The organism is Hoeflea marina (genome assembly GCF_003182275.1).
GTDB lineage: Bacteria > Pseudomonadota > Alphaproteobacteria > Rhizobiales > Rhizobiaceae > Hoeflea > Hoeflea marina.
Map to the genome: position 1 here is coordinate 439,724 of NZ_QGTR01000004.1, position 24,825 is coordinate 464,548.

28 protein-coding genes and 1 other RNA gene are annotated in these 24,825 nt (G+C 65.7%); 9 read left to right on the top strand and 20 right to left on the bottom strand.

The annotated features are described in order from the left end of the window. Positions 1-18 precede the first annotated feature (18 nt). Genes DFR52_RS17500 through DFR52_RS17515 form a run of 4 tightly spaced genes read right to left on the bottom strand, consistent with a single transcriptional unit; the run spans position 19 to position 2,302 of the window. Entirely contained in the window at positions 19-384 is a 366-nt protein-coding gene (locus DFR52_RS17500) for a nitrile hydratase accessory protein (protein WP_110033281.1), read from the bottom strand. Further along, positions 371-1,030, bottom strand: coding sequence for a nitrile hydratase subunit beta (gene nthB, locus DFR52_RS17505; protein ID WP_110033282.1), 660 nt, complete (start codon positions 1,028-1,030; stop codon positions 371-373). Before nthB ends, DFR52_RS17500 begins: the two co-directional genes overlap by 14 nt. Further along, positions 1,027-1,668 carry a nitrile hydratase subunit alpha gene (gene nthA / locus DFR52_RS17510; RefSeq protein WP_110033283.1) on the bottom strand — a complete coding sequence of 214 codons (642 nt, stop codon included), beginning with the start codon at positions 1,666-1,668 and terminating at the stop codon, positions 1,027-1,029. The genes nthB and nthA overlap by 4 nt, the downstream gene beginning before the upstream one ends. A gap of 25 nt (positions 1,669-1,693) precedes the next feature. Next, complete coding sequence (locus tag DFR52_RS17515; protein WP_110033284.1) at positions 1,694-2,302, bottom strand: LysE family translocator; 609 nt, start codon at positions 2,300-2,302, stop codon at positions 1,694-1,696. Positions 2,303-2,434: 132 nt separating this feature from the next. Between DFR52_RS17515 and DFR52_RS17520 the strand changes: the two genes are divergently transcribed. Then, entirely contained in the window at positions 2,435-3,280 is an 846-nt protein-coding gene (locus DFR52_RS17520; protein WP_110033285.1) for an aldo/keto reductase, read from the top strand. A gap of 137 nt (positions 3,281-3,417) precedes the next feature. Here DFR52_RS17520 and ilvN read toward each other — a convergent pair whose 3' ends face one another. From ilvN to DFR52_RS17540, 4 genes are read right to left on the bottom strand one after another with little or no spacing between them, the layout of a single operon-like run. Next, entirely contained in the window at positions 3,418-3,990 is a 573-nt protein-coding gene (gene ilvN / locus DFR52_RS17525) for an acetolactate synthase small subunit (protein ID WP_110033286.1), read from the bottom strand. A 29-nt stretch (positions 3,991-4,019) separates the two neighbouring features. Further along, on the bottom strand, positions 4,020-4,421 hold the full coding sequence (locus DFR52_RS17530) for a type II toxin-antitoxin system VapC family toxin (protein ID WP_110033287.1): 402 nt from the start codon (positions 4,419-4,421) through the stop codon (positions 4,020-4,022). Beyond that, entirely contained in the window at positions 4,402-4,689 is a 288-nt protein-coding gene (locus DFR52_RS17535) for an AbrB/MazE/SpoVT family DNA-binding domain-containing protein (protein WP_146215628.1), read from the bottom strand. The genes DFR52_RS17530 and DFR52_RS17535 overlap by 20 nt, the downstream gene beginning before the upstream one ends. Positions 4,690-4,737: 48 nt before the next feature. Next, positions 4,738-6,513 (bottom strand): acetolactate synthase 3 large subunit, encoded by a 1,776-nt coding sequence (locus tag DFR52_RS17540; RefSeq protein WP_110033289.1) that lies wholly within the window; start codon positions 6,511-6,513, stop codon positions 4,738-4,740. A gap of 374 nt (positions 6,514-6,887) precedes the next feature. On the opposite strand from DFR52_RS17540, the gene DFR52_RS17545 reads away from it, so the two are divergent. Further along, positions 6,888-8,897: an ATP-binding protein gene (locus DFR52_RS17545; RefSeq protein ID WP_110033290.1), complete on the top strand. Its 2,010-nt coding sequence runs from the start codon at positions 6,888-6,890 to the stop codon at positions 8,895-8,897. A 136-nt stretch (positions 8,898-9,033) separates the two neighbouring features. Here DFR52_RS17545 and DFR52_RS17550 read toward each other — a convergent pair whose 3' ends face one another. Both DFR52_RS17550 and miaA read right to left on the bottom strand, forming a co-directional pair. Then, positions 9,034-9,723 carry a GGDEF domain-containing protein gene (locus tag DFR52_RS17550; RefSeq protein WP_245415385.1) on the bottom strand — a complete coding sequence of 230 codons (690 nt, stop codon included), beginning with the start codon at positions 9,721-9,723 and terminating at the stop codon, positions 9,034-9,036. Between the two features lie 197 nt (positions 9,724-9,920). After that, entirely contained in the window at positions 9,921-10,826 is a 906-nt protein-coding gene (miaA, locus tag DFR52_RS17555) for a tRNA (adenosine(37)-N6)-dimethylallyltransferase MiaA (protein WP_110033291.1), read from the bottom strand. On the opposite strand from miaA, the gene serB reads away from it, so the two are divergent. The 3 genes from serB to DFR52_RS17570 all read left to right on the top strand — a co-directional run bounded on the left by serB (position 10,825) and on the right by DFR52_RS17570 (position 13,289). Next, entirely contained in the window at positions 10,825-11,715 is an 891-nt protein-coding gene (serB, locus tag DFR52_RS17560) for a phosphoserine phosphatase SerB (RefSeq protein ID WP_110033292.1), read from the top strand. The genes miaA and serB overlap by 2 nt on opposite strands. Next, positions 11,712-12,323 (top strand): GNAT family N-acetyltransferase, encoded by a 612-nt coding sequence (locus tag DFR52_RS17565; protein ID WP_110033293.1) that lies wholly within the window; start codon positions 11,712-11,714, stop codon positions 12,321-12,323. Before serB ends, DFR52_RS17565 begins: the two co-directional genes overlap by 4 nt. A 135-nt stretch (positions 12,324-12,458) precedes the next feature. After that, complete coding sequence (locus DFR52_RS17570; RefSeq protein WP_110033294.1) at positions 12,459-13,289, top strand: hypothetical protein; 831 nt, start codon at positions 12,459-12,461, stop codon at positions 13,287-13,289. 68 nt (positions 13,290-13,357) lie between these two features. Here the strand turns inward: DFR52_RS17570 and DFR52_RS17575 are convergent, their stop codons facing one another. From DFR52_RS17575 to DFR52_RS17620, 10 genes are all read right to left on the bottom strand, one after another. Continuing rightward, positions 13,358-14,830, bottom strand: coding sequence for a radical SAM/SPASM domain-containing protein (locus tag DFR52_RS17575; RefSeq protein WP_110033295.1), 1,473 nt, complete (start codon positions 14,828-14,830; stop codon positions 13,358-13,360). 4 nt (positions 14,831-14,834) lie between these two features. Beyond that, on the bottom strand, positions 14,835-15,458 hold the full coding sequence (locus DFR52_RS17580; RefSeq protein ID WP_110033296.1) for a hypothetical protein: 624 nt from the start codon (positions 15,456-15,458) through the stop codon (positions 14,835-14,837). A 463-nt stretch (positions 15,459-15,921) separates the two neighbouring features. Beyond that, entirely contained in the window at positions 15,922-17,358 is a 1,437-nt protein-coding gene (locus tag DFR52_RS17585; protein WP_110033297.1) for a Do family serine endopeptidase, read from the bottom strand. A gap of 165 nt (positions 17,359-17,523) precedes the next feature. After that, on the bottom strand, positions 17,524-17,715 hold the full coding sequence (locus DFR52_RS17590; protein WP_110033298.1) for a DUF2065 domain-containing protein: 192 nt from the start codon (positions 17,713-17,715) through the stop codon (positions 17,524-17,526). A 16-nt stretch (positions 17,716-17,731) separates the two neighbouring features. Continuing rightward, positions 17,732-18,697, bottom strand: coding sequence for a protease modulator HflC (gene hflC / locus DFR52_RS17595; protein WP_110033299.1), 966 nt, complete (start codon positions 18,695-18,697; stop codon positions 17,732-17,734). Beyond that, positions 18,697-19,800 (bottom strand): FtsH protease activity modulator HflK, encoded by a 1,104-nt coding sequence (gene hflK / locus DFR52_RS17600; RefSeq protein WP_110033300.1) that lies wholly within the window; start codon positions 19,798-19,800, stop codon positions 18,697-18,699. Before hflK ends, hflC begins: the two co-directional genes overlap by 1 nt. Positions 19,801-19,945: 145 nt before the next feature. Then, positions 19,946-20,464 (bottom strand): dihydrofolate reductase, encoded by a 519-nt coding sequence (locus tag DFR52_RS17605; RefSeq protein ID WP_110033301.1) that lies wholly within the window; start codon positions 20,462-20,464, stop codon positions 19,946-19,948. A gap of 1 nt (position 20,465) precedes the next feature. Then, positions 20,466-21,260 carry a thymidylate synthase gene (locus DFR52_RS17610; protein ID WP_110033302.1) on the bottom strand — a complete coding sequence of 265 codons (795 nt, stop codon included), beginning with the start codon at positions 21,258-21,260 and terminating at the stop codon, positions 20,466-20,468. Positions 21,261-21,332: 72 nt separating this feature from the next. Continuing rightward, positions 21,333-22,505, bottom strand: coding sequence for a WD40/YVTN/BNR-like repeat-containing protein (locus DFR52_RS17615; RefSeq protein WP_110033303.1), 1,173 nt, complete (start codon positions 22,503-22,505; stop codon positions 21,333-21,335). Positions 22,506-22,833: 328 nt separating this feature from the next. Then, the gene (locus DFR52_RS17620) at positions 22,834-23,142 is read right to left on the bottom strand and encodes a DUF2853 family protein (protein WP_110033441.1); all 309 of its coding nucleotides are present in this window, start codon (positions 23,140-23,142) and stop codon (positions 22,834-22,836) included. Between the two features lie 123 nt (positions 23,143-23,265). On the opposite strand from DFR52_RS17620, the gene ssrA reads away from it, so the two are divergent. The 4 genes from ssrA (at position 23,266) to DFR52_RS17640 (ending at position 24,792) form a co-directional block, all read left to right on the top strand. Then, positions 23,266-23,646: a transfer-messenger RNA gene (ssrA, locus tag DFR52_RS17625) on the top strand. Positions 23,647-23,818: 172 nt separating this feature from the next. Next, positions 23,819-24,355 (top strand): SspB family protein, encoded by a 537-nt coding sequence (locus tag DFR52_RS17630; protein WP_110033304.1) that lies wholly within the window; start codon positions 23,819-23,821, stop codon positions 24,353-24,355. A gap of 9 nt (positions 24,356-24,364) precedes the next feature. Next, entirely contained in the window at positions 24,365-24,568 is a 204-nt protein-coding gene (locus tag DFR52_RS17635) for a DUF4169 family protein (protein ID WP_110033305.1), read from the top strand. Then, entirely contained in the window at positions 24,565-24,792 is a 228-nt protein-coding gene (locus tag DFR52_RS17640) for a ribbon-helix-helix domain-containing protein (protein WP_110033306.1), read from the top strand. The genes DFR52_RS17635 and DFR52_RS17640 overlap by 4 nt, the downstream gene beginning before the upstream one ends. Positions 24,793-24,825: the final 33 nt, after the last annotated feature.

Below are 24,825 nucleotides of genomic sequence, written 5' to 3' on the forward strand. Positions count from 1 at the left end.
GGTGCTGTCGCGACCGCCTCAGGACGAGGCGGGTGCGTGTCGCTCGGGATCGTTGCCAAGCTCGATCGGGCTGCCATGCGGGGTGGCGTGCGCCGCGCGCTGCCAGGCTCCGCTGAGCGCTTCGATGCTGGCCGGGTCGGTCACGCCGCGCGCCGCCAGCAGTCCCTCCAGCGCCGCAAGCCAGTGGCGATAGTAGTCCGAGCCGTCCGTGGCCGCGCCCGGCCGTTTCAGCTCGGCCGACAGCGCTTCCGCCCACTCGCCCCAGGAAAACAGTCCCGCCCGGTGCAGCGCCACCGTCATGGCGAAGGCCTGCGCCTGCCAGGGCTCGGCGAAGGCCGGCCCGTCGCCATCCGGCAGGCCGGGCGCCGACTCATGCCGGTTCAAGATAGCTCTCCCAGGCGTCGATCGACACGCGGAGCGTCGGGTCGGCGCCGTCGCCCCAGAGCTCTCCGCCGGAAAACACCACCGTGTAGACCCACTGCGGCGCCTCGCCGCCGCCATGGGCGTTGCTGTCCGGAAAAACATAGGCCTCGCGCACCGCCTCGACCGTGCCAGCCTTGCCGCGGGCATAACGCGGCAGCCGCGTGTGGCCCTCGGGGTGAAAATTCTTCGTCCGCACCGCATCGCCCGGCCCGAATCGCGGCTCGGCCGCCACCTGGCGGTCGCAGGGTGCGCCCCGCGCCAGCACGGCTGCCACCGTGTCGGCCTGCAGAATACGCTTCGGCTTCGCCGCCGGGGTCTCGGCGTGGCCGCTGGCCAGATCCTCGGCGCTGACAAAGCCGTGGCGGACCAGCAGCCGCTCCAGCGCCTTGATCCAGATCTCGTAATAGCTCGAGGAATAGTAGTCGGCCGGGCGCAGGCTTTCGCGCGCATGCCGGCTCTCGTCGATGGTCCAGGCGCCCATCGCACCGGCGGCAATGGTCACCGCCATGGCGCGCGCCTCCCAGGCGGCGTGATAGAGCGGCTCGTCCGTCTCCGGCGCCACCGGACCGAATCCCATCTGGCCGCCGAGATCGTGCGGGCCGTTCATGTGAGCGCCTCCGGAACGTCGACCACCCCGGTGCCGATCATCGAATCGCGGCTGACCAGTGCGGAGAGCTTCTGCTCGCTCCAGCCCTTGGTGCCATCCGGGCGCATCGGCACGACCAGATAGCGCAGTTCGGCGGTGGAATCCCAGACCCGGACGGTGGTGGTCCCGGGCAGCACGAGCCCGAATTCGGCCAGCACGCCGCGCGGGTCGATCACCGCCCGGCTGCGATAGGGTGGCGACTTGTACCAGACCGGCGGCAGGCCGAGCACCGACCAGGGATAGCAGGAGCAGAGCGTGCAGACGACGAGATTGTGGGTGTCGGCGGTGTTGAACACCGCCTGCATGTGCTCGCCCTGGCGGCCGGAATAGCCGAGCGACGCGATTGCCGCGGTGGCGTCCTGTCCTAGCCACTCGGCGAACTGTGGATCGGTCCACGCCCTGGCCACCACATGGGCGCCGTTGCGCGGGCCAACCTTGGTCTCGTAGGTGTCGATGATGGCGTCGAGCGCCGCAGGTTCGATCAGCCCCTTCTCCGTCAGGATCGTCTCCAGCGCCCGAACGCGCGCCGCCATCGGGTCGAGCTCGTTGTCGTGGTGGTGGTCGGCGTGATGGTGCGGATGGTCGTGATCGTGGCTCATGGCAAATCCTACTTCGTCAAGAAACCTACCGCAACATCGGCCACAGGCTCAGTACCAGCAGAACCGCCATCACGATGTTGAACCATTTGAGCCGCACCGGATCGGCGAGCCAGGACCTGAGCACCGAACCGAAGCCCGCCCAGGTCGAGACCGAGGGAAAGTTGGTGAGCGCAAAGGCGGTGGCGACCAGCAGCACGCCTCGGGTGTGGGCGCCCGGCGCAAGTTCGGTGGCGTCGATATAGACCGCCATCGCGGTCACCGCCATCACCCAGGCCTTGGGATTGACCCACTGGAAGGCAGCGGCGGCGATCAGCGTCATCGGCCGGGCCCCGGCCCGGCCCTCGGGCATCACCCGGGCGCTGCCGATCTTCCAGGCGATGAAGAGCAGATAGGCGCCACCCAGGAGTTTCAGCGCCAGATAGACCTCAGGCACCGTCTCGAGCAAGGCTCCCAGGCCAAAGCCCACGCCGAGCAGCAGCGCGAAGAAGCCGACGCCGATGCCGACCATGTGCGGGATGGTGCGGCGAAAGCCGAAATTCACGCCCGAGGCAAACAGCATCATGTTGTTGGGGCCCGGCGTCACCGAGGTGACGAAGGCGAAGACGATCAGCGACAGGAACGTTTCCGGGCTCATGCGAGTTTCCATGGTAGGGGCCTGCCGGGGCGAGACGCCTGTTGATAACGCAGCTGGCCTCCCGGACCAACAAAATCTCGTCATTCCCGCATTCGAAGATATGATGGAACGCGACACGCAGAGGAGACCGCCATGAGCCAGCCCATCCCGACCGTCACCTTTCCCGATGGCCATGCCGTGCCGGCGCTCGGTCTCGGCACCTGGCACATGGGCGAAAGCCGGGCTTCCGCCGCGACCGAGATCCGGGCACTGCAGGCCGGCATCGATCTCGGCATGACGCTCATCGACACCGCCGAGATGTATGCCTCCGGCGGCGCCGAGGAGGTTGTCGGCAGGGCCATCGCCGGCCGCCGCGACGAGGTCTTCGTCGTCTCCAAGGTGATGCCGTCCAATGCCAGCCGCCAGGGTACCATCGCCGCCTGCGAGGCAAGCCTCGCCCGGCTCGGCATCGATCGCATCGATCTCTACCTGCTGCACTGGCGTGGACGTCATCCGCTCGCCGACACCGTCAATGCGTTCGAAGAGCTGCGCGTTTCGGGGAAGATCGCCCGCTGGGGCGTGTCCAATTTCGACAGCCTCGCCATGCGCCAGCTCGCAGCCCTGCCCGGCGGTCGCAGCTGTGCTGCCAACCAGGTGCTCTACAATCTGTCGACCCGCGGCATCGAATTCGACCTGATGCCCTGGATGACCGAGCACGAGATGCCGCTGATGGCCTATTCTCCGCTCGACGAGGGCAGGCTGATGCGCCATCCAGGGCTTGGCAAGATCGCCAAGCGGCTCGGCGCCAGCCCGGCGCAACTCGCGCTCGCCTTCTTGCTGCGCAGGGAAAACGTCATTGCCATTCCCAAATCGGCGTCGTCCGAACGGGTGGCCGAGAACCGGGCGGCTGTCGATATCGCGCTGTCGCCCGCGGATCTCGCCGAACTCGACGGCCTGTTCCCGCCGCCGCGATCCCGGCAGCCGCTGGAGATGATCTAACGCGCACCGCGTGCATTCAAATTCACGCGATGTGCTTCGGCTCCTAGTCGTGATGCATGGCGTGATCGCGAAAATGCTGCACGCTTTCGGGCGACATGCATCAAGCTCCGGCCGCGCGTTGTCCGCGGCCGGGCTGGTCACATGCCTTGCGGACCGCGGTTCATGGCGGCGATGCCGGTGCGGCAGATCTCCACCAGCCCGAGCGGCTTCATGATGGCGATGAACTGCTCGATCTTCGACACCCGGCCGGTGATCTCGAAGATGAAATGCTCGGTGTTGGCATCGATGACCTGGGCGCGGAAGGCGTCGGCGAGCCTGAGCGCCTCGACCCGGTTGTCGCCGGTACCGGTGACCTTGACCAGCGCCAGTTCGCGCTCGATCGGCTTGTCGTGGCCGAGCTCGTGCGAGCGCACGGTGAGATCCACCACCCGGTGCACCGGAACGATGCGCTCGAGCTGTGCCTTGATCTGCTCGAGCACATGCGGGGTGGCCGTGGTCACGATGGTGATGCGCGAGAGATGCGCCTCGTGCTCGGTCTCCGACACCGTGAGGCTGTCGATGTTGTAGCCGCGGCCGGAAAACAGGCCGATGACCCGGGCCAGCGTGCCAGGCTCGTTGGCCACGAGCACCGACAGCGTGTGGGTCTCCGGCCGCTGGGTCTCCTTGGCGATGAAATAGGCCGAGCCGGTGGGCTGGTGCTGCGCGTTCATGAGTGACTCCGTTCTTGATTGTCTGGGTGTCAGGAAGCCAGTTCCACGCTCACCGTCTTGAAGTGTGAACCGGCGCGACGCGCCAGGTCCTTGTCGAAAGTGGCGAAGCTCTCGCCGGCCCGGACGCCGCTGACATGCACGGCGTCCGCAAAATCCATCCCTGCACGGTAGGCGGCAAGCACCCGTTCAGTGCGCTCCGGCTCATGCAATTCGACCATTTCCGTGCGCGCCAGCGCATCAAAAAGACTGCTGATCGTTTCCCGCCCGTAGTCGAACCGGCTGCGCAACACCCACTCCGTCTCCAGGAGCACGCTCAACACCAGCACGACGTGGTTTGCCTCGAACAGCGCCCGCGCGGTGTCCCACTGCGTGCTGTCGTCGCGGACCAACAGCCGCACCAGATTATTGGTGTCAACGGCCAGTCTTTTCATGCCAACGCCGCCTTGCCTCCTCGGTGATCGCGGCGTCGATCAACTCGTCCGAGACCGGCGATCCGCTTCGCTTCGGAATCATATCCACGAATTCCTTGAACGCGAGAGTGCCACCGGTGCTGGTTGAAGCAGCCACGGGCCTGAGTTGCACGCCAGTGGCGCCGTCGACGACCTCGAATTCAGTGCCCGCAGTCCAGCCATGGGCATCGCAAAGCTGCTTGGGCAGGAGCACCTGGCCCCGGCTCGACATTCTCGTACGTTCACCCATTTGACCCTCCTCAGCCAGAGACGATGTCAGAATACGCCTCTCCCGTCATCAGACAAGCGCCCTGCCCTTGGCGTCGATGGCGGAGGCGACGGCTTCGTCAGTGGCCTCGTCCGGCAGCAGCATGTCGTTGTGCGCCTTGCCCGACGGGATCATCGGAAAGCAGTTGGCGAGCGAGGCCACCCGGCAGTCGAAGATCACCGGCTGCGGCGTGTCGATCATCGTCCGGATCGCGTCATCGAGATCCCTGGGCTTGTCGCAGCGGATGCCGACGCCGCCATAAGCCTCTGCCAGCTTGACGAAGTCGGGCATGGATTCGGTGTAGGAATGCGACAGCCGGTTGCCGTGCAGCAGCTGCTGCCATTGCCTGACCATGCCCATATACTGGTTGTTCAGAATGAAGATCTTCACCGGCAGCTCGTGCTGGACGGCGCAGGACATTTCCTGGATGCACATCTGGATCGAGGCGTCGCCGGCGATATCGATGACCAGGCTGTCGCGATGCGCCACCTGCACCCCGATGGCGGCCGGGAAACCGTAGCCCATGGTGCCCAGTCCGCCCGAGGTCATCCAGCGGTTGGGCTGCTCGAAGCCGTAGAACTGCGCCGCCCACATCTGGTGCTGGCCCACTTCCGTGGTGATGTAGGTGTCGCGGTCCTTGGTCAGCTCGTAGAGCCGCTGGATGGCGTATTGCGGCATGATCACATCGGCATTGGCCGCATAGGCGAAGGAATTGCGGCCGCGCCAGCGTCCGATCTGCGACCACCAGTCGGCGATCTGCTTGCGGTCGGGCGCCTTGGAGGCGCGCCACAGCCGGACCATGTCCTCGAGCACATGGCCGACATCGCCGATGATCGGCACGTCGACCCGGACGATCTTGTTGATCGAGGAGGCGTCGATGTCGATGTGGATCTTCTTCGAGTTGGGCGAGAACGCGTCCAGCCGCCCGGTGATGCGGTCGTCGAAACGGGCGCCGATGCAGAGCATGACGTCGCAGTCATGCATGGCCATGTTGGCCTCGTAGGCGCCGTGCATGCCGAGCATGCCGAGCCAGTTCTTGCCCGAGGCGGGATAGGCGCCGAGCCCCATCAGCGTCGAGGTGATCGGAGCGCCGGTGAGTTCGACCAGTTCGCGGAGCAACTGGCTGGCTTCCGGACCGGAATTGATGACGCCGCCGCCCGAATAGATGATCGGACGCCGGGCGCCGGCCATCAGCTCGACCGCCGCGCGGATCTGGTCGAGATCGCCCGACAGCTTCGGCTGATAGCTGGATTTGACCGAGACGTCGGGCTTCGGCGTGTAGATGCCGGTGGCGAACTGCACATCCTTCGGAACATCGACGACGACCGGACCGGGACGGCCGCTGGTGGCGATGCGGAAGGCCTCGTGGATGATGCGGGCGAGATCGTTGACGTCCTTGACCAGCCAGTTGTGCTTGGTGCAGGGCCGGGTGATGCCGACGGTGTCGCATTCCTGGAATGCGTCGGTGCCGATCAGCGAGGTCGGAACCTGGCCGGTGATGCAGACCATCGGGATCGAATCCATCAGCGCGTCCTGCAGCGCCGTGACCACGTTGGTGGCGCCGGGTCCGGAGGTCACCAGCACCACTCCCGGCTTGCCGGTGGAGCGGGCATAGCCCTCGGCCATGTGGCCGGCGCCCTGCTCGTGGCGGACGAGAATGTGCTCTATCGTGTCCTGCTGGTGCAGTTCGTCATAGATCGGCAGCACGGCGCCTCCGGGATAGCCGAAGATATGCTCGACGCCATTGTCGCGCATTGCCTGCAGCACCATTTCGGCGCCGGTCATTTCCATGTTCTTGCCGGTCATTGGTCTCTTCCCGATCCCGTCTGTGTCTGGGCTGCATAGCCCGGTTCAAGCCATAAAAAAAGGCTCCTTCCGGAGCCTGTTGTCGCGCATGGGAGCTTTCGCCGGGCGGCTATGCCACCCTGCCCATGCGCGGTCGTACCACAATAAGGTTTGCTGCAGTGATCATGGCGGCGATGCTATCGCCTGGCCCTGCGGCGGTCAACGGGTTTTTTCGCCATCGGTCCATCGCACTGTGAGGCACCGCCCGCTGGCACAACGCGCTGTTAACTCCCGCTTGATAGGGTTCGCGTTCAACAGCCGGGAATGAACGCTTGGACCAACCAGTTTCCCAGGAATCCTACGAGGAGAGAAACGAACGCGAACGGCGGGACGGGATGACGCCCGGCAACCGCTTTCTCGGTCGCGTCGTCGCCTGCAGCGGCTCCAAGGCCACCATCTCGGCCATCGCCGAAAAGGGCAACACCGCCCTGTCCGAATTGTGGTCGGTCGGCCGTCTGATTTCCATCAGCGTGGCGTCCAACCGCGTGGTCGCGCTGGTCTGTTCGATGCAGACCAACAAGGAGGAATGGACGGAAGCCGCCGACAACACAATGCACATCGAGGTGGAACTGGTCGGCGAGATCCACAGCGGCATCGACGGCAAGCCGGAATTCTCCGCCGGCATCAGCCACTATCCCTATCTGGGCGCCATTGCCCACCGCATGCGGTCTTCGGATCTCAGCGTCATCTATGACCCGGGCTCGGTGGATACCGCCGTCATCGGCAGGCTCACCCAGGACACGTCGTTGAGCGCGCTGATTCACATTCCGTCGCTGCTGTCGCGCCACTTCGCCGTCGTCGGCACCACCGGCGTCGGCAAGTCCACGGCGGTCACGCTGCTGCTGCACAAGGCGCTCAAGGCCGACCCGGCACTGCGCATCCTCATTCTCGATCCGCACAACGAATTCGCCGCCGCCTTCCCGCAGGAAGCCGTTGTCATCGACACCGAGACGCTGGACCTGCCCTTCTGGCTGTTCCGGCTCGAGGAACTGACCGAGGTGCTGTTCCGCGGCCGCCCGGCCGTGCCCGAAGAGATCGACGCGCTGCGCGACCTCATCCCGGAGGCCAAGCGTTCCTTCAAGGGCAGTGCCGACACGGCGCTCATCCGCAAGGCGCAGGAGAAGTCCTCGCTCACCGCCGACACGCCGGTGCCCTACCGCGTCGCCGACCTGCTGGCGCTGATCGACGAGCGCATCGGCAAGCTGGAGGGACGCTCGGAAAAGCCGCATCTGCGCTCGCTCAAGGTGCGCATCCAGTCCGCGATCAATGATCCGCGCTACGAGTTCATGTTCTCGTCGAACACGATCCAGGACACGATCATGCAGACGATCAGCCACATCTTCCGGATCCCGGGCGATGGCAAGCCGGTCACCACGTTCCAGCTAGCCGGGATTCCCTCGGAGGTGGTCAATTCGGTCGCCTCGATTCTGTGCCGCATGGCCTTCGAGATTGCGCTGTGGAGCGGCGGGTCGGTGCGCATCCTGGTGGTCTGCGAAGAGGCGCACCGCTACGTGCCGGCCGATCAGTCGCTCGGCTTCTTCCCCACCCGCCAGGCGATCTCGCGCATTGCCAAGGAAGGCCGCAAATACGGCGTCAGCCTCGGCGTCATCACCCAGCGTCCCGGCGAACTCGACCCGACCATCCTGTCGCAGTGCTCCACCGTCTTTGCCATGCGGCTGTCCAACGACCACGACCAGGAGATCATCCGCTCGGCGATCCCGGATTCCTCGGCCTCGACCATCAGCTTCCTCTCCTCGATCGGCAACGGCGAGGCCATCGCCTTCGGCGAGGCGGTGGCGGTGCCGATGCGCATGATCTTCGAGCGCGTGCCCGAGAGCATCCTGCCGCGCGCCAATTCCGGTCTCGCGCCGGTGATCACCGGCGACGCCACCTCCATCGACCTGCGCAAGATCGTCCAGCGCATGCGCCACATATCGGCCGCAGACGGCGACCAGGCGCAGGACGACCGCTTCCAGCATCAGCCCTCCGCACAGCTGCCAGCCGTCGACCGGCTCGACAACTATGACCGGCGCGACGGCGGCGACCGACGCCAGCCGCTTCCCCAGCGCGGCGACGACCAGTTCCCGGAGCCCATGCGTCAACCGGCACCGATGGCCGCCGAGGCCCTGCCGTCGATGCGCGCCGAGTATCCGCAGGCCTGGCCCGAAGGCCCTGCCAGGACGGCTGAAACGGCCGCGTATCGGAGCGACCCGGCGCCTGCCGGCCCGCCCGCGACCGACCAGGGCATCACCCGCGGCTTCGGCCAGCAGGGCGAACGCCGCGAACTCAGTCCGTTGCGCACCAGCCTGCTGAAGAAGCCGCTGAGTTCGCTCATCAAGAACTGACCACTGAGCGGCTGTCGCGATGGACCGACGGCGGCATGTGTGAGCGCCTGTCCGCGCACCGGCCACTCGGGACGGTTCGGGCGTTCAGTCGTCAAGTCACGCATGATCGGATAAGGCCGCGGCGCCGCGGCCGGGCTCAGGCGGCGCAGACGCGGTTGCGGCCCTTGCGCTTGGCCTCGTAGAGCTGCTTGTCGGCGCGGCGATAGAGATCCTCGCCGCTTTCCGATCCGTCCCAGATCGCCAGGCCCACGCTGATGGTCACCCGCAGCGTCACGTTGCCGGCTTCGAGATTCAGCTGCGAGACCGCCTGGCGGACCCGGTCGGAGAGATCGAACAGCTGTCTCTCGTTGATGTTCGGCGACAGGATCGCGAATTCCTCGCCGCCCAGCCGCGCCACCACGTCGTGATAGCGGGTGAAATCCTGAAAGCAGCCCGCCACGCGTCGAAGCACCTCGTCGCCGACATCGTGGCCGTAGGTGTCATTGACCGATTTGAAGTGGTCGAGGTCGAACACCGCCATGCCGATGGGCTTCCTGATGCGCTTGAATGCGGCCAGGTATTCCACCAGGGCTTCGTCGAAATAGCGGCGGTTGTACATGCCGGTCATCGCGTCGGTGACGGCGGCATGCTCGAGCGTCTGCGAGCGCATCGAGAGGGTTTCGGTCATGCGCTGTAGCTTGCCCTGCTCGCGCAGCCCCCGCGACAATGTCGGCAGGATCAGCAGCAGGCTGCAAGTGAAGGCAAGGCCGGACAAAACCATGGCGAGGAACGTGAACTGGCCAACCGTATGCGCGCCGCCGGTGACATCACCACCGCCGATGGCCATCGACCATGCAGCCCATGAAGACGCTCCCGCCAGCCCGATGAGCAACATCAGGAAGAACAGAAATATCTCGGCCTTATGGAAACCCTTCTTCCGCAACGCAGACCCCCAATTCATACCCGGCGAAGTCTAGCCTCCGCCGGTTATGTTTGAATTAACGCGGACTGCCCCGGACTGCCAATTGCAGCCCTGCCTGTCCGTCAGACGGAACCGGCCTCTCGGATCCAGCCGTCGTCGAGCTGGTTGCGGAACCAGGTCATCTGCCGCTTGGCATATTGCCTCGTGGCGATCGTGGCCTTTTCGATTGCCTGCGCCTGCGTCCACCTGCCCTCGATCACCTCGCGCAACTGACTGACGCCGATCGCCTTCATGGCCGGGCTCGAAGCGGTGAGCCCGAGCGCCATCAGGCGCCGCACCTCCTCCAGTGCGCCGCCGGCAACCATGCGGGAGAACCGCTCGCCGATGCGCGCGTTGAGCACCGCCCGATCGGGAAGGATGACGATGCGCTCGGCGCGCTCCGGCACGATCACCGCCGGCGCGCCCCTGCCCTGGAATGCCAGGATCGACTTCCCGGTGGCGTCGATCACCTCGAGCGCGCGAAGAATCCGCTGCCGGTCGGCCACCTTCAGCCGCGCGCCCATTGCCGGATCGCGGCGACTGAGCTCCGCGTGCAGCGCTTCGACTCCGTCGTCTTCGAGCCGCGCCCTCCACGCGGCACGCACACCGGGCGGAATCGTCGGCATGTCCGACAGGCCGCCGGTGATGGCCCGGAAATAAAGTCCCGTCCCGCCCACCAGGATGGGCAACCGGCCCCGCGCCCGCACATCCGCCACTGACCGTTCGGCCTGCGCCAGCCACGCACCTGTGGAATACTCCGCCCCCGGCGGCACATGGCCGTAGAGATGGTGCGCAACTCCGCCCATCTCGGCCTCCGACGGACGCGCCGTCAGCACCTGGAGCACGTCATAGACCTGCATCGAATCGGCGTTGATGATCTCGCCGTTGCGGCTTGCCGCCAGTTCGAGGGCCAGCTTCGACTTGCCGCTGGCCGTCGGCCCGGCTATCAGGATGGCCTCGCAGCCGTCGATCCGGAGTTTTGTGTTCATGGCCCTCGTTGCCACGCTTGTCGCCAATCCGTCAAATCCGCAATTGAGCGCCGGTCTGGGCGAAGCCGCCTGCGCCGCCGTCGACGGCGCCGGGCTCTATTGGCTTGCCGACGGCATTGCCTGCGACATCGCGCTGCGCGACGGCACGGATGCCACTGCCGCCATGGCGGCCCTGCGCGCGGTTCTCGGCGCCGCGCCCGTCGATGCAGCCATTCAGGACGCCGACGCGCGACGCAAGAAGATGCTGATCGCCGACATGGATTCGACCATGATCGGACAGGAATGCATTGATGAACTGGCCGCCGAAGTCGGCCTCAAGGAAATGGTCTCTGCCATCACCGCGCGCGCCATGAACGGCGAGATCGAATTCGAGCCCGCCCTGCGCGAGCGCGTCGCCCTGCTCAAGGGCCTGCCCGTCTCGGTGATCGACGAGGTGATCGCGCGCCGCATTACGCTGACACCGGGCGGCCGGGAACTTGTCGCCACCATGCGCGCCCGGGGAGCCTACACGGCCCTGGTCTCGGGCGGCTTCACGCTGTTCACCAACCGGGTGGCCGACATGATCGGCTTTGACGAGAACCGGGCCAATGTGCTCGAGCACGATGGCAAGACCCTGTCGGGCACCGTCACCGAGCCGATTCTCGGCCGCCAGGCAAAGATCGACGCGCTCGACGCCATCGCCGCCCGGCTCGGCATCTCGCCGGACGAGGTCATCGCGGTCGGCGATGGCGCCAATGATCTCGGCATGCTCGGCCGCGCCGGCTCCGGCGTCGCCCTGCACGCCAAGCCCGCCGTCGCCGCCGCCGCCGGTATCCGCATCGACCATGGCGACCTCACCGCACTGCTCTACCTGCAGGGCTACCGCCGGACGGACTTTGTCCTGCCATGAGGCTCGGCGTCACGCTCGAGACCGGGCGCCAGCGCATCCGGCATTTCCGCGACGACGAGGCAGACCGCCGCTTCTTCCATCGCATGAGCAGCGACGATGCAATCTTGCGCTTCTTCGCGCAGCGCTGGACCCGCGCCGAAGCAGACAGCAAGCTCGACGAAATGAACGCCCGTACCCGCAGCAACGGCTTTGGCTGGGCGATTGCCGAACTCAGGGATACGGGCGAACCCGTGGGGCTGGTCGGCCTCGGCAAGCTGCGCATCGAAGAGATCACCGGCCCCGGCGTCGAGATCGGCTGGCGCTACGTGCCTGAAGCCTGGGGCCGGGGACTGGCCACCGAGGCAGCACTGGCGCTTCGCGACCACGGATTTCGCCCGAGCGGAACAGGGCCGGAGTCCGGCTTGGGTCTCGAGCGCCTCCTGGCCATGGCCGTGCCCGACAACCACGCCTCGCTCGGCGTGATGCGCCGCATCGGCATGCTGCCTGTCCAGGGAGTGGAATTCGATCATCCGCTGGTGCCCGACACCCACCCGCAGTTGAAGCGCCACGTGCTGTGGGCGATGGAAGCGAACGCGAAGGAGAGCCTGGCAAGCGCCGGTCCGGCCTGATCGATCGCCGCAGCTCCCCGGCGGCAGAGCCCGGCCAACGGCACGGCGACCCGCCGCTTGAGAATCGCCGCCGTCGCTGCCACTGTCGCCACGGGCGCCGGCCCCCGGCCACGCCCGCCAGAAACAGGACAGCTGATGAAGTCTATCCGCCACTATCCGATCATCGGCGCCATCATCGCCCAGTTGCTCGCGGCATTGCTCGTGATCGCGGCAGCAGTCGCGGTGGCGGGAGCTGCCGAGCCGTCGACGCTGCTCTGGGCCGGCCTCGGTGTGCAGGGTGTCCTCGCCGCGGCTCTGACCAGGGCATTCGGGCTGCCCTCATGGTGGATCTGGATCGGTCTCGGCTTCCCGCTGGCCGTCTACATGGCACTGCGGGCCGGTGACCTGCCGGCCTGGCCCTTTGGCATCGGGTTCGTCTTGCTCTATCTGGTCTTCTCCAACACCGCCCGTGAGCGGGTGCCGCTCTATCTCAGCAACAGAAAAACGGCTGCTGCCCTGCTCTCGCTGATGCAGCAGCGCGGCGCGCTCCGTTTCACCGATCTCGGCTCCGGCATGGGCGGCGTGGTCCGGGCGCTCGACGGCGAAGGCCGCAGCGCGCTCGGGGTCGAAACCGCGCCGATGGTCTGGCTGCTTTCGGCCCTCATGTCGAAGGCCACCGGCCGCGGTCGCATCCTGCGCCAGGACATCTGGCCCACGGACCTGTCCGGCGAGGACCTCGTCTATGCCTTTCTCTCGCCCGAGCCCATGCCGCGGCTCTACGCCAAGGCACAGGCCGAGATGAGGCCGGGCAGCCTGCTTGTCTCCAACAGCTTCGCGGTACCCGGCGTCGCAGCTGACGAAATCTGGGAAGTGGCCGACCGGCGCAGGACGCGGCTGTTCCTCTACGAGATGGGCAAGCCGCCGGAAGGGCCCCGGCATGAGAATGATCCCGACCCCACCGCGCAAGACGCCGGCGCGGCTGACTGATCTGCGCTGGACCTGCCGTCGCGGGCGCGGTCCCGCCATGCAGCGACCGAAATCCGGGCGCTCGCTGCTCAGGCCGGCTCGGCAGCCCGGATTTCGGCGACCCGGTCTTCGATGATGCGCGCCTCCGGCCCGAGCAGCTTGCGGGCCTGGTGCTCGACATAGCGGTCGAACCAGTACATCCGTGACTCGCAGAAGAGATCCTTGGCATTCATGTGGCCGTATTCGGCATGGGTATGGCCCGGCGATCCCCCTTCGCAGACATCGTGCCAACGGCAGGCACGGCATTCCTCAATATGGCGTGTCCGCTCCCGCATCATGTCGAGCTGGGCGTGGAATTTCGACTGCCGGAACGCCTGCTCCAGCGTCATCCCGTCCTTGAGATTGCCGAGAAACCAGCTGGGCGAGACCCAAAGCTGGTCGGCGAGAATGTTGCCCTGCGGGGTGATGCGCGGAAAGGCGTTGAAGAAGAAGATGTGCTTGGGAAAGAGGGGTGAGTCGAGGTCGAGGCGTCCCTCCGACGTGTTGCGGATGTCGCCGTGGAAATTGCCGTAGACCCGAAGATTCGGATTGTTGTAAGCCAGGATCCGTTCGCCGGCGGCGACCCAGTCCGGGGTCGAGGGGGCTATGCTGGCCCAGGGCGTGTTCTCCGCATGTCCCTGGCGCTGCCATTGCGAGAACACCAGCTGCCCGACGCCGTGCTCCTCGGCGATGCGGATCAGGTTGTCCACCTCATGAATGTTGCTGGTGGTCACGCAGGCAAACAGGACCACGTCTTTTTGCAGTCCTAGCTCCTTGAACATCTCGAGTGACTTCATCGATTCCGAGAACGTGCCGACGCCGCGCACCATGTCATTGGTCTGGCCGCCCGCCCCCTCCAGGCTCATCTGGATGCGAACATGGCCGATGGCGCTCTCGTTGATGTGCTTGATCGCCTCCGCGAACTTGCGCGGAAACTTCCAGGCATTCGTGTAGAGATCGACACGATGACCGCAGTCCATCGCCGCGTAACGCACGAAATCCATGCAGTTCTTGCGAACGATGGGCTCGCCCCCGGAAATCGCCAGCTGCATGCCCGAAAAGGGCGGCAGCAGGTCGATGGCCCGGTAGATGTCCTCGTCGGTCATCTCGTTGGGCAGCGCTGTCCCCGAGGCGACATAGCAATGCTTGCAGGAAAGGTTGCAGGCATTGGTGATCTCCAGGTGCATGCCGACCGGGTCGCCATGGGTATAGACGGGTGTCGAGGCCTGCCGCTGCTCCCGCATGCTCTGCCAACTCAACCCGGCCGCGCGCATGTCCGCGTCCAGCATCAGCACGTCGTCCATGCACATCTCTGCGCTGACCGCGGTGACGATGTCGGCCAGCCGCGTCTTTCCGTTGGCGTGCCGAGCATAGGCCCGGGCCCGCGTATCGAGAATGGCCCAGTGCTGGGTGCCCGGATCGATGGTGAAATCGAACTCCAGCCCGCCGTGCCCGACCCTGCGGCGGATCAGGTTTGGCGCCACATAGGGCCGGCTGAAGAATGCCTGATACGGAAGTCCCATCGCATCACCTGTAGATCACCCAATGACCCATAACGGCCCCCGGCGCTGCCCGCACCATGCCCGAGGGGGCCGCACGCACCATTGCGCCCGGCGCGGCGCGAACCATGCCCGAGGGCGCGGCACGCACCATCGCCCCCGGCGCGGCGCGAACCATGCCCGAGGGCACAGCACGCACCATCGCCCCCGGCGCGGCGCGAACCATGCCCGAGGGCGCAGCACGCACCATCGCCCCCGGCGCGGCGCGAACCATGCCCGAGGGAACCGCACGCACCATCGCCCCCGGCGCGGCACGAACCATGCCCGAGGGAACCGCACGCACCATCGCGCCAGGCGCGGCGCGAACCATGCCCGAGGGAACCGCACGCACCATCGCCCCCGGCGCGGCGCGAACCATGCCCGAGGGCACCGCACGTACCATCGCGCCAGGCGCGGCGCGAACCATAGCACCGGGCATGCCGACCGGGCTGCCCGTGCCGCCGCTCATGCCGCGCCTCGCGAGTTCGCTTTCGACTTCTTCCGAACTCATTTCAAATTCGCCAAGGCGATCGATAGGCACTTTGTAGAATTTGCCGTCGACCATCTGCATGATCACCGGCTCCTGGTCTGGGGAATTCGCTTCGGTTGCCACGTTTCATCCTCCGAATATACGAGATTTCGCAAATACGCACCACGTCATCCCATTCCGCGAACTATAATTCATATTCGGATCAATTTGAAGTATTTATCAGATTAAAGTGTCAATATGAACTATATATATGTTTTTATTCGGATACTTATACTTATATCCGGCCACCTGCACTGACCCTGCAACGCCTGATACAGCCATTGGCTTGTCGCCGTATCGCCGGCAGGGCCAGCCTCTTGCTGGGAATACCCGATTGCGGCGTTCGACCGGCGCGTCCCGGGCGGGCGAACTCCACCTGCCCTTGGGCCAGGCGATGCGACCGCCCGGCGATCGGGCGGTCCTCTCCGCTTTCACGGCAGGCAGACGGAGTGAGGCATCGGACGCCGGCGCGAGAACGGGGCCCCGAGCCGCGCTGCCGCTTCACGATCCCCGGATTGAGCGAATCAACGGATCGCTGCGACGCGTCTCAATCCATCCTGAGCGTGATGAAGCGCAGCTCGCCGGACTTGTTGGAGATCATCACCAGCGCATTGCGGCGGCCGTCGGCTTTCAGCGCCTCGATGCGCTCGATGACGTCGGCAGGGCTCATCACCGCCTCCTGGGCGACCTCGACGATGACGTCGCCGGCGGTGATCTTCTTGTCGTCGGCGGCCGAACCCGCATCGACCTCGCTGATGACGACGCCCTCGACGTCTTCGGCGATGCCGAATTCGGCACGCGCCTCGTCTGTCAGTTCGGAGAGCGTCATGCCCAGCGCGGTGACCGGGGCAGCCGCATCGGGCGCATCGCCGGTGTCGCCTGCCGCCGGATCATCCGCGGAAGCCTGCTGCTCGCTGTCCTCGAGCCGGCCCAGCGTCACCTTGACATCCATCTGTTCGCCCTTGCGGATGACGACGACGTCGACGGCCTTGCCGACCGGACTTTCCGCCACCACCCGCGGCAGGTCACGCATCGCCTCGACATCGCGGCCGTCGAAGCGGATGATCACGTCTCCGGCCAGGATCGAGCCGTCATCCACCGGGCCGCCGCGGATGATGCCCGCCACCAGAGCGCCCTTGGCCCTATCCATGCCGAGACTCTCGGCGATCTCGTCGGTCACCGGCTGGATCCGCACGCCGAGCCAGCCGCGGCGGGTCTCGCCGAACTCGCGCAACTGACCGATCACATTGGCGGCGAGTTCGGCGGGAACAGCAAAGCCGATGCCGATGGAGCCGCCCGAGGGCGAGATGATGGCGGTGTTGATGCCGATCACCTGCCCGTACATGTTGAACAGAGGACCGCCGGAATTGCCGCGGTTGATGGCGGCGTCGGTCTGGATGAAGTTGTCATAGGGCCCGGAATTGATGTCGCGGCCGCGCGCCGAAATGATGCCGAGCGTGACCGTGCCGCCGAGACCGAACGGATTGCCGATGGCCATCACCCAGTCGCCGATGCGCATCGTGTTGGAATCACCGAACGCCACCGCCGTCAATTGCTTGACCGGATTGACCTTGAGGACGGCCAGATCGGTCTTGGGATCGACGCCGAGCACTTCGGCCTTCAACTTGGAGCCATCGGTGAAGATCACCTCGATCTCGTCGGCGCCCTCGATGACGTGATTGTTGGTCACGACGATCCCCTCGGGGTCGATGACGAAGCCGGAGCCGAGCGAGGACACCCGGCGATTGCCGCCGCCGTTGCTGCCGCCACGGTCCTTGAAGAACTCGTCGAAGAAATCCTGGAAGGGCGAGCCCTCCGGCGCCCTGAGCTGCGGCCCCTTGACTGCGTCGTCGCCGACATTCTGCGTGGTGGAGATGTTGACCACTGCGTCGAGCAGGCCTTCGGCGAGATCGGCCACCGATGCGGGCCCCTGATCCACGGCCTGTGCCGGCGCCGCCGACAGCAGCGGCGCAGCCCCGAACATTGCTGCGAGGGCTAGGGACAACAGGGCGGAACGAATGGGTCTGGGCGGCACGGATGCTCTCCTCGGGACGGATCTGGTCAGCCCTAGAGATAGGGCCAATTGCGCGATGGTCCAATCATCTTTTTGCGAGGCGGCGCCATTCGGCGTCGGCGGCACGGGCCGCCGTCAGCCCCAGTGGCGGGCCAGGAACACCAGCCCGGTGCCCGCGGCGAGGGCCGCCACGCCGACAAGCCGCAGCGTCTGCTCATCGAGCCGCGGCAGTTGCTCGGCCATGCGCTGCAAAAGCGAAGGGGCCAGCGCATAGGCCAGCCCCTCCACGACAAGAACAAGTCCGATGGCCTGCAACAGCGTCGTCACAGGCCCGGACCCGGCATCAGTTTGCAGGCGCCGCGGCAGGTGCCGCCGGGGCGGCAGGAGCCGAAGCCGGTGCCGCATCTGCGGCGGGCTGGCCGTTCTGTCCGGTCGCCGGCACCTCGCCTCCCGCATCCGTGAAGAAGCGGAAGAACTCCGACGTCGGCGACAGCACCATGGTGGTGCCGCTGCTTGCCAGCGATTCCACATAGGCGTTCATCGAGCGGTAGAACTCGAAGAAGCCGGGATCCTGGGTGAACGCTTCCGCGAAGATGCGGTTGCGCTCGCCGTCGCCCTCACCCCGGGTGATTTCCGCATCCCGCTGGGCGCCGGACACGATTTCGACCACCTGACGGTCGGCGATGGCGCGAATGCGCTGGCCGGCCTCGTTGCCGCGGGCGCGGATCAGTTCGGCTTCGGCCAGTCGCTCGGCCTTCATCCGCTCATAGGTCTGCTGCGAGACCTCCTGGGTGAGATCCGTGCGGCGGATGCGGACGTCGTCGATCTGCACGCCGAGCGTTTCGGCTTCCGGGCGCAGCTGGTCGCGGACTTCCCGCATCATCGAGGTGCGTTCGTCCGACAACGCCGCCTCGAAGCCGCGCAGACCGTAGACGGTACGCAGCGCGGAGTTGAGACGGGTCCGAATCCGGGATTCGGCCGTCACCAGATCGGCCGAGACGGTCTGGCGGAAGCGTGTGGGATCGGTGACCTTGTAGAGCACAAAGGCATCGACCTCGTAGAACTTGCCGCCCGACACCTGGACGCGGATGTCGTTGAGGTCGAAGCGCAGAACGCGCTTGTCGATCAGCTGCACTGTGTCGACGATCGGCAGCTTGAAATACAGGCCCGGCTGCTTGCGGACGTCCTGGATCTCGCCGAAGCGCACGACGATGGCCTGTTCGCGGGCGTTGACCACATAGGCCGACTGATAAGCGACAAACAGGATGATGGCGAGAATGACGCCGATGATGGGGAGACGATTGCCCATTAGTTCTGTCCTCCGGCGTTCTTCTGGATTTCGGGCAGCGGCAGGTAGGGTACGACGCCATTGCCGCCTTCCTGGCCGATGATCACCTTGTCCGACCCCTTGAGCACCTTCTCCATGGTCTCGAGATAAAGCCGCTTGCGCGTCACTTCGGGCGCCTTGGCGTATTCGCCGTAGACCGACAGGAAGCGCTGCGCTTCACCGGTGGCCTCGTTGACGACGCGATCCTTGTAGGCGGATGCCTCTTCCTTGACCTGGGCGCCCTGGCCGCGGGCCTGACCGAGCTTCTGGTTGGCGTACTGGTTGGCTTCCTCGACGAAGCGGTCTTCGTCCTGCTCGGCGCGCTGCACTTCATCGAAAGCGTCGGCCACTTCGCGCGGCGGCGCCGCGTCTTCGATCGACACAGCGTTGATGACGATGCCGGAAGGGAACGAATCCATCACCCTCTGGATTGTCTGCTGCACTTCCACGGCGATCGCCTCGCGGTTGTCGCGGAAAATGTCCTGCGCCGGACGGCGCCCGACGATTTCGCGCATCGCGCTCTCGGCCACCTGGCGCAGAGTGTCTTCCGGCCGTGTGACATTGAACAGGAACGGCATCGGATCGTTGACGGAATAGAGGATCTTGAACTCGACATCGACGATGTTCTGGTCGCCGGTGAGCATCAGCCCGTCGGTGGTGCCATTGCGCGAATTGCCGCCGGAGGTCATTTCACGCTCGACGATGGTGGCAACTTCGACGGTCTCGAACGGCCACAGCACCAGATGCAGTCCCGGCTGGGAAATCTCGTCCTTCGGTTTTCCGAACACCAGTTCGACGCCGCGCTCATCGGGCTGCACCGTGTAGATGGCCTGGGTGAGCCAGAACACCACCAGCGCGATGCCGACGATGATGGCAATCAGCTTGGAGTTGCCGGCTCCCGCCGCGCCTCCGCCACCGCTGCCGCCGCCACCGCCGCCGCCGAACAGCGACTGCAGCTTGTCCTGACCGCGCCGGATCAGTTCTTCGAGATCAGGCGGATTTCCGCCCCCCCTGGGCCCCTGGTTGTTACCTCCGCCGCCGCCCCATGGGCCGCCGCCTCCTCCGTTTTGATTGCTCCAGGGCATCCATACCTCTTTCAATTCGGTTGTCAGGCAGCAAAGGGTTCCCCCGCGCCATCCTGCAGTCCTCGCTGTTATAGGGATGGCGAGCGTCGCTTTCAACGCGCCTGACCGCGCTTTGCCCTGAATCGGCGCGAATTCGCACCATCCGTCACCTGTGGCGGCGATAATTGGCGAAAACCATCGCATGGCTGTCGCGTTCGCCGGGATGGATCGGGATTTCCGAGATCCGGCGCCAGATCTCGGGATCGATCTCGGGAAACTCCGTGTCGCCGTCGAGCTCGGCGGACACATGGGTGACCACCAGCTCATCGGCGAGGTCCATTGCCTGCCGATAGATCTCGCCGCCGCCGATGATGCAGATCTGCCCGGCGCCCGCAGCCGCCGCGTGCGCGCGGGCGAGCACCAGCGCATCGTTGAGCGATGCCGCCACCTCCGCCCCCTCGAGGGCGCTCGCCGATCGCGACACGACGATGTTGGCGCGGCCGGGCAATGGCCTGCCGATCGATTCCCACGTCTTCCGGCCCATGATCACCGGCTTGCCCAGCGTCACCGCCTTGAACCGCTTGAGGTCGGTGGGCAGCCGCCAGGGCATGCCGCCGTCGGCACCGATGATGCGGTTGTCCGCCATGGCCACTACCAGCACGACGTCGATTGCGCCCTCCGCCATCTCAGACCGCGATCGGGGCTGAGATATGCGGATGCGGCGCGTAGTCCGCCAGAGTGAAATCCTCGTAGCTGAAGGCGAACAGATCGGTGACCTCGCTGTTGATCTTCATGGTCGGCAACGGCTTCGGCTGCCGCGTCAATTGCAACCGCGCCTGCTCGAAATGATTGGCGTAGAGATGCGCGTCGCCGAGCGTGTGGACGAAGTCGCCGGCCCTGAGCCCGGTCACCTGCGCCACCATCATGGTGAGCAGCGCATAGGAGGCGATGTTGAAGGGCACGCCCAGGAAGATGTCGGCCGAGCGCTGGTAGAGCTGGCAGGACAGCCTGCCGTCGGCCACATAGAACTGGAACAGGCAGTGGCACGGCGGCAGCGCCATCTCGTCGACCTCGGCCGGGTTCCAGGCGCTGACGATGTGGCGACGCGAGGACGGATTGGAGCGGATCTGCTCCACCACATGGGCGATCTGGTCGATCCGGCGGCCGTCCGGCGCCGGCCAGGAGCGCCACTGCGCGCCGTAGACCGGACCGAGATCGCCGTTCTCGTCGGCCCATTCGTCCCAGATCTTCACGCCATGCTCATGCAGATAGGCGACGTTGGTATCGCCCCTGAGGAACCACAGCAGTTCGTGGATGATCGACTTGAGATGCAGCTTCTTGGTGGTCAGCACCGGAAAACCGTCCGCCAGATCGAAGCGCATCTGGTGGCCGAAGACGCTGCGCGTGCCCGTCCCCGTGCGGTCGCCGCGGTCACTGCCCTTGGCGAGCACATGACTCAAAAGATCCTGATATTGCCGCATGAAAACCGCTTTGTGATTCGAGTTGGCAGCATGGTAGCGGAGTTGGCGCGCCGTCGAAACGCCGATGGCGCATTATCCCGCCGCCTGTCCGCGATCAAGCGTCTCCACGCACAGCACGGTCGGCAGATGCCGCGCGATCTCCTCCCAGCGCTCGCCCTCGTCGAGGCTGGCGAAGATCGAGCCGCTGTTGGTGCCGAAATAGACGCCCGCCGGTTCGCGCGCATCGCCGGCCATGGCTTGGCGCAGCACGGTGAAATAGCAGCTCTGCTGCGGCAGGCCTTCGCGGAGGTCCTGCCAGCTTTCGCCGCCGTCGCGCGACCGCCAGACCGCCGCCTTCGCATCGGGCGGAAACCGTCCCTGGCTGTCGCCGTTGAGCGGCAGCGTCCACAGCGTGGCCGGATCGCGCGGATGAACCCGGATCGGAAAGCCGAAGGTCGAGGGCAGCCCGGCGGTGATGTCGTCCCAGTTGCGACCGCCATCGTTGGATCGCCAGACACCGTGGTGGTTCTGCTGGTACAGCAGGTCGGTGTCGCCCGGAGCCCGCATCATGTTGTGCACGCAATGGCCGATCTCGCCGTCGCGGGGCCCCGCCGGATAATCGTGGCCGGCGCAGGCCTCGGCGTTGGAAAGCCGGTTGCGGCGCTCCCAGGTCCTGCCGCCGTCCTCGGTTGCGAAGACGCCCGCCGCCGAGATGCCGACCCAGAGTTTTCGCGCGTCGGCCGGATCGGAGATGATGGTGTGCAGCACCAGCCCCGCCGCTCCGGGGTCCCAGCTGCCGGCGGACGGATGGTCGGTCAGGCCGTCGACCCTGTCCCAGCTCCTGCCGCCGTCGCGGCTGGCCAGCAGGCTGGCCGGTTTCGTGCCCGCATAGAGCGTGCCGTGGGCAAGGCCAAGCGACCAGATCTGCGAGAAGTCGCTGCCGAAGGGCAGCTCTTCCTCCGTCCAGCCGATCATCGCGGCAAAGCCGGGATCCCTGGCCGCCCAGTCGTCGATCGTGCCGCGGGTGAGCCGCGTCACCGCCCAGGTCCTGCCGCCGTCGGGCGAGCGCCACACGCCTGCGCCGTTCCAGTCGCTTCCGCCTGCGGCCCAGAGCGTGCCCGTTTCGGGGTCCCCGATCATGTGGTTGATCGGCCAGCCGCCGCAGAACGGGCCCTCGACGCTCCAGCCGCCGCGGTTCCGGTCCCCCGACAGCACAAAGGCGCCCTTGGTGGTGCCGACAAGGATTGAAATGCCGCGTTCAGACATCGCATCGCGCTCCGACAGACTGGCGGAAGATTAGCACCGGAGCCGCGGGCTGCCTAGACTTGCCGTGGCCCATCGCCCCGGGCGAGCCGCGGCCTCGCACATCTGAGGGGCCATCCGTTTTGATGGCGCGGACCTGTATGAATGTGCGCAGCACGAAGGTTAGGCGCGCGGCCACACCCCCTCACCTGCAATTTCTGGCGCTGGACTGCGGGCCAGGTGAACACCCCGCGGCGATTTAAATCAGCCCCCTCCGCCGGCACCTCCCCCGAGCGCGGGGGAGGAAAACCATCGCATCCGCGTCGGCCTTCGCTTTACGGACTGCCGCTGGTCACAGGGCGTCGAGCTTGCCCAGTTCCTTGGCCACCAGATAGTAGAACGTGACGCGCGCCTTCGAGCGGTCGGCCTTCATCGTCTCGCAGACCTTGGCCACCGCCGCATCGGCTGCGTCACCGGTCACACCGAGCTTCTTGCCGCACCATTTTTCCGCCACGCGGGCAAGCTCCGTCGGATCCGAGCAGGACACCATCGACGCGTCGCGGCTGCGTAGCGCGATCCCCAGATGTCTGACGATCTTGCCGATCGCCTCGTCGGAAGCATTGGCATCGTAGATTTTCACGTCGGCGGTGTAATCGGTCATGAAGACTTCTCCCATGGTTCAGGATCCGAAAGGACCCTGGAAAACCCTCCACTGATCCCACCCTCATGTTTGTGAATGCTCATGGAGCTGTCAATAGCCGGATTTTGCCGGAGGGCCAGATGCCCCCTTTTCACTGGCGACCGGGCATCCTATATAGGGAGTGCCGCGCAAGCGGATATGGCGATAAATGAGCGGTGAAATAAACCATTCGGACCCGGGGGCGGTACCCGGCGCCTCCACCACAATCCGGCGAAACCGTCGGATCTCAACGGCCACGGATGCGGCCGGATTGTGCTGGGGGCGAAACAGGATCGACGAGGGTGTAAAGATCGTCTTTTTGCTCGGCATTGTACCACCGTTATCGGACTAAACTTGTAGTTGCAAATGACAACTATGCGGAAGCTCGTCTCGCTGCTTAATTGCGGTGTGACACTTCAAACTAAGTCCTAAGGGGTCGCACTCTTGGGCGGGGTTCGGAGGTACCTGGCAACAGAAACCTCCACCTTTTCCAGTTGACGACATCAGACAGCGCCAAGCGATGGCTTTCGGCAGCCGTCGTTTCCGTCTATAGGAAAAGCAGATTACCGGTGCCGCAGCGCTCGACGCATGGCCGCGCCAGTTGGAAGCAGAAGCCCCGGCCCGGCCGGCGGACACAGAGCCAGGAAAGAGCGAACGCATGCCGCAGGACCATATCCGATACGACATCCTTGCCCAGGACGCCCTGCGCGGCGTCATCCGCAAGGTGTTGAGCGAAGTGGCTGTGACCGGCTATCTTCCCGGCGAGCACCATTTCTTCATCACCTTCATGACCGAAGCGCCCGGCGTGCGCATTTCCACGGCGCTGAAGGAACGCTATCCGGAACAGATGACCATCGTGGTGCAGCATCAGTTCTGGGAACTGAAGGTGACCGAGAGCCTGTTCGAGATCGGTCTTTCGTTCTCCGACAAGCCCGAGAAGCTGGTCATTCCCTTCTCGGCCATTCGCGGCTTCTATGATCCGTCGGTCAATTTCGAACTCGAATTCGACACCGCTGTCGAGGAAGCGGCCAATGACGGCGGCGACGAGGACATGGCGTCGGCCATCGACCGCCTGATCGAGCCGGCTGTCACCGGGGACAAGTCCGCCGACGGCGATGCCGGCCAGGCGGGCGACGGCGAGGCCAAGCCCGGCGCCGACGTGGTCTCGCTCGACGCGTTCCGCAAGAAGCCCTGAGCCGAAGCCATGGCCGGCGAGGTGATCAATCTCCGACAGGCCCGCAAGCGCCGCGACCGCTCCGAGAAGGAGGCCGCGGCCGAACGCAACCGCTTCGAGCACGGCCGCACCAAGGCGGAGCGCGACCTGGCCCGCGCCCGTAACGACCAGGCCAAACGTCGCCTCGACGGCGGCCGGCGCGACCCGGCGGTCGACGAACCCGATCCGAAGTGAGCGACCAGCAAAACCGCAAGCGTTCCGTCTCGATCGCCGGACACCGGACCAGTTTCTCGCTCGAAGACCGCTTCTGGACCTGCCTCAGGCGCATGGCGGCCGAGCGCGGCATGCCGGTGGCCGCGCTGGTCGCCGAGATCGATGCAGGACGCACCGGAGACGGCAACCTCTCCTCGATGATACGGCTCAGAGTACTCGACTGGGCGCTGAGCCACCGCGAATAAGGCCTTCCCGGCCGAGGCCTCTGATTCACAACA

Excerpts from the sequence above, each read along its gene's own strand:
- hflK (WP_110033300.1), bottom strand. The coding sequence starts at position 19,800 with ATGCCCTGGAGCAATCAAAACGGAGGAGGCGGCGGCCCATGGGGCGGC.
- DFR52_RS17540 (WP_110033289.1), bottom strand. The coding sequence starts at position 6,513 with ATGACCGGCAAGAACATGGAAATGACCGGCGCCGAAATGGTGCTGCAG.
- DFR52_RS17605 (WP_110033301.1), bottom strand. The coding sequence starts at position 20,464 with ATGGCGGAGGGCGCAATCGACGTCGTGCTGGTAGTGGCCATGGCGGAC.
- DFR52_RS17545 (WP_110033290.1), top strand. The coding sequence starts at position 6,888 with ATGACGCCCGGCAACCGCTTTCTCGGTCGCGTCGTCGCCTGCAGCGGC.
- DFR52_RS17615 (WP_110033303.1), bottom strand. The coding sequence starts at position 22,505 with ATGTCTGAACGCGGCATTTCAATCCTTGTCGGCACCACCAAGGGCGCC.
- DFR52_RS17565 (WP_110033293.1), top strand. The coding sequence starts at position 11,712 with ATGAGGCTCGGCGTCACGCTCGAGACCGGGCGCCAGCGCATCCGGCAT.
- DFR52_RS17610 (WP_110033302.1), bottom strand. The coding sequence starts at position 21,260 with ATGCGGCAATATCAGGATCTTTTGAGTCATGTGCTCGCCAAGGGCAGT.
- DFR52_RS17630 (WP_110033304.1), top strand. The coding sequence starts at position 23,819 with ATGCCGCAGGACCATATCCGATACGACATCCTTGCCCAGGACGCCCTG.
- DFR52_RS17550 (WP_245415385.1), bottom strand. The coding sequence starts at position 9,723 with ATGGCCATCGGCGGTGGTGATGTCACCGGCGGCGCGCATACGGTTGGC.
- DFR52_RS17620 (WP_110033441.1), bottom strand. The coding sequence starts at position 23,142 with ATGACCGATTACACCGCCGACGTGAAAATCTACGATGCCAATGCTTCC.
- nthB (WP_110033282.1), bottom strand. The coding sequence starts at position 1,030 with ATGAACGGCCCGCACGATCTCGGCGGCCAGATGGGATTCGGTCCGGTG.
- DFR52_RS17575 (WP_110033295.1), bottom strand. The coding sequence starts at position 14,830 with ATGGGACTTCCGTATCAGGCATTCTTCAGCCGGCCCTATGTGGCGCCA.
- DFR52_RS17570 (WP_110033294.1), top strand. The coding sequence starts at position 12,459 with ATGAAGTCTATCCGCCACTATCCGATCATCGGCGCCATCATCGCCCAG.
- nthA (WP_110033283.1), bottom strand. The coding sequence starts at position 1,668 with ATGAGCCACGATCACGACCATCCGCACCATCACGCCGACCACCACCAC.
- serB (WP_110033292.1), top strand. The coding sequence starts at position 10,825 with ATGGCCCTCGTTGCCACGCTTGTCGCCAATCCGTCAAATCCGCAATTG.
- ilvN (WP_110033286.1), bottom strand. The coding sequence starts at position 3,990 with ATGAACGCGCAGCACCAGCCCACCGGCTCGGCCTATTTCATCGCCAAG.
- DFR52_RS17535 (WP_146215628.1), bottom strand. The coding sequence starts at position 4,689 with ATGGGTGAACGTACGAGAATGTCGAGCCGGGGCCAGGTGCTCCTGCCC.
- DFR52_RS17530 (WP_110033287.1), bottom strand. The coding sequence starts at position 4,421 with ATGAAAAGACTGGCCGTTGACACCAATAATCTGGTGCGGCTGTTGGTC.
- hflC (WP_110033299.1), bottom strand. The coding sequence starts at position 18,697 with ATGGGCAATCGTCTCCCCATCATCGGCGTCATTCTCGCCATCATCCTG.
- DFR52_RS17520 (WP_110033285.1), top strand. The coding sequence starts at position 2,435 with ATGAGCCAGCCCATCCCGACCGTCACCTTTCCCGATGGCCATGCCGTG.
- DFR52_RS17515 (WP_110033284.1), bottom strand. The coding sequence starts at position 2,302 with ATGAGCCCGGAAACGTTCCTGTCGCTGATCGTCTTCGCCTTCGTCACC.
- DFR52_RS17635 (WP_110033305.1), top strand. The coding sequence starts at position 24,365 with ATGGCCGGCGAGGTGATCAATCTCCGACAGGCCCGCAAGCGCCGCGAC.
- DFR52_RS17585 (WP_110033297.1), bottom strand. The coding sequence starts at position 17,358 with ATGTTCGGGGCTGCGCCGCTGCTGTCGGCGGCGCCGGCACAGGCCGTG.
- miaA (WP_110033291.1), bottom strand. The coding sequence starts at position 10,826 with ATGAACACAAAACTCCGGATCGACGGCTGCGAGGCCATCCTGATAGCC.